The organism is Amycolatopsis decaplanina DSM 44594, assembly GCF_000342005.1.
Taxonomy (GTDB): Bacteria; Actinomycetota; Actinomycetes; order Mycobacteriales; family Pseudonocardiaceae; genus Amycolatopsis; species Amycolatopsis decaplanina.
The window spans coordinates 1-1,458 of record NZ_AOHO01000024.1 but is presented as its reverse complement, the minus strand read 5'-3'; the positions used below and the strand labels follow the sequence as shown (position 1 = coordinate 1,458).

1 protein-coding gene is annotated in these 1,458 nt (G+C 64.1%); it reads left to right on the top strand.

Features of this window, described 5'->3' with window-relative positions:
- Positions 1–11: 11 nt before the first annotated feature.
- A partial coding sequence (locus tag H074_RS40630) for a hypothetical protein (RefSeq protein WP_039921404.1) occupies positions 12–1,458 on the top strand: 1,447 nt, incomplete at its 3' end.

Sequence of the window (1,458 nt, the reverse complement as noted above, 5' to 3'; positions counted from 1 at the left end):
GCTCGAGCCAGATGGCCAAGAACTGGATCAATGCCTGGGTGAAAGACCTGCACGAGGAGATGACGCAGGCGGACGTCGTGAAACTGTCCGGGGAATTGGTCAGCCAGAGTCAGGTCAGTGTGCTGTGGCGGCGTCTTAAGGGGCCAGAGATTCCTGAGGGTGTGCCGGTTGATGTGGTGGGCTGGCGTCCTGCACCGGATGGCACGGAACCCCGCACGCTCCGGGATTTCCTGAACACGCGAGGGGACCTCCCGGACGGCTTCGAACTGAAGTCAGCGAGCCGACCGCGCTCGAACAAGCTGGCCCAGGGCTGGATCAATGCCTGGGCAAAAAAGCTTTACGGAAAGATGGCGTGTGCGAAAGTCGCGGAACTGTCCGGTGACTTGATCAACCCGGTCCAGGTGGCGGTGTTGTGGGGAGCTATCGCGGATGGGCCGGACGCGGGGGTGTCGGAGGGGGATGTTCCTGGGGGTGGTGGTTCTTCGGATTCGGGGGTGCTGACCCGGCCTGAGGTGGTGGGGTGGCGTCCCGCGGAGGACGGCACCGGTTTGCAGACGTTGAAGGCTTTCCTGGAATCACGGCCCCACCCGGCAGGTTTCGGCCTGAAATCGAAGGACCGGCCGCGTTCGAGTCAGATGGCCCAGGAGTGGATCAATGCCTGGGCTGTAGGGCTTCACGGGGAGATGACGCCAGCGGAAGTCTCGAAACTGTCCGGCGATTTGGGCGGTCGCTCTCACGTCAGCGATTTGTGGCGGCGTCTTGAGCGGCCAGAGATTCCTGAGGGTGTGCCGGTGGATGTGGTGGGCTGGCGTCCTGCACCGGATGGCACGGAACCCCGCACGTTCCGGGATTTCCTGAACACGCGAGGAGATCTCCCGGCAGGTTTCACCCTGAAGTCGAAGGACCGGACGGGGGCGAGGTCGAGTGTGGTCGCCCAGGGCTGGATCAATGCCTGGGCAAAAAAGCTTCACGGGAAGATGCCGCAGGCGGAGGTCGCGGAACTGTCCGGTGGCTTGATCAACAAAAACCAGGTGGCGGTGTTGTGGGCTGCTGTCGCGGGGGGGGGGGGGGGGGGGGTTCCTGTTCGGGTGGCGGAGGAGGCGGAGGCGGCGCGGGCGCGGTCGCGGGAGCTTTCGCGGCACGAGAATGACAGCGAGGGTGAGGGTGACAGCGAGAGTGACAGTGAGGGTGGTGTGGCGGGTGGGGTGTGGGAGGGGGGTGATCTGGCTGCTGTGCCGGTGGGGAATGTGTTCGGGGTCGCGATCGAGTTGGCGGATGTGGGGGTGTTGGTCGGTAAAGGTAGCCCGAAGTCGCGGTTGGCGGCGGGGTTCCTGCCGAAGGAGGATCTGGTACACGGGGTGGTGTTACTTGATCACGATCTGCGCGATGTGGATGTGCTCACGTCGGTGATTCTGGCGACGGGCTGGGACGGTCTTGAAGCGATCCGGTTGTATGCGT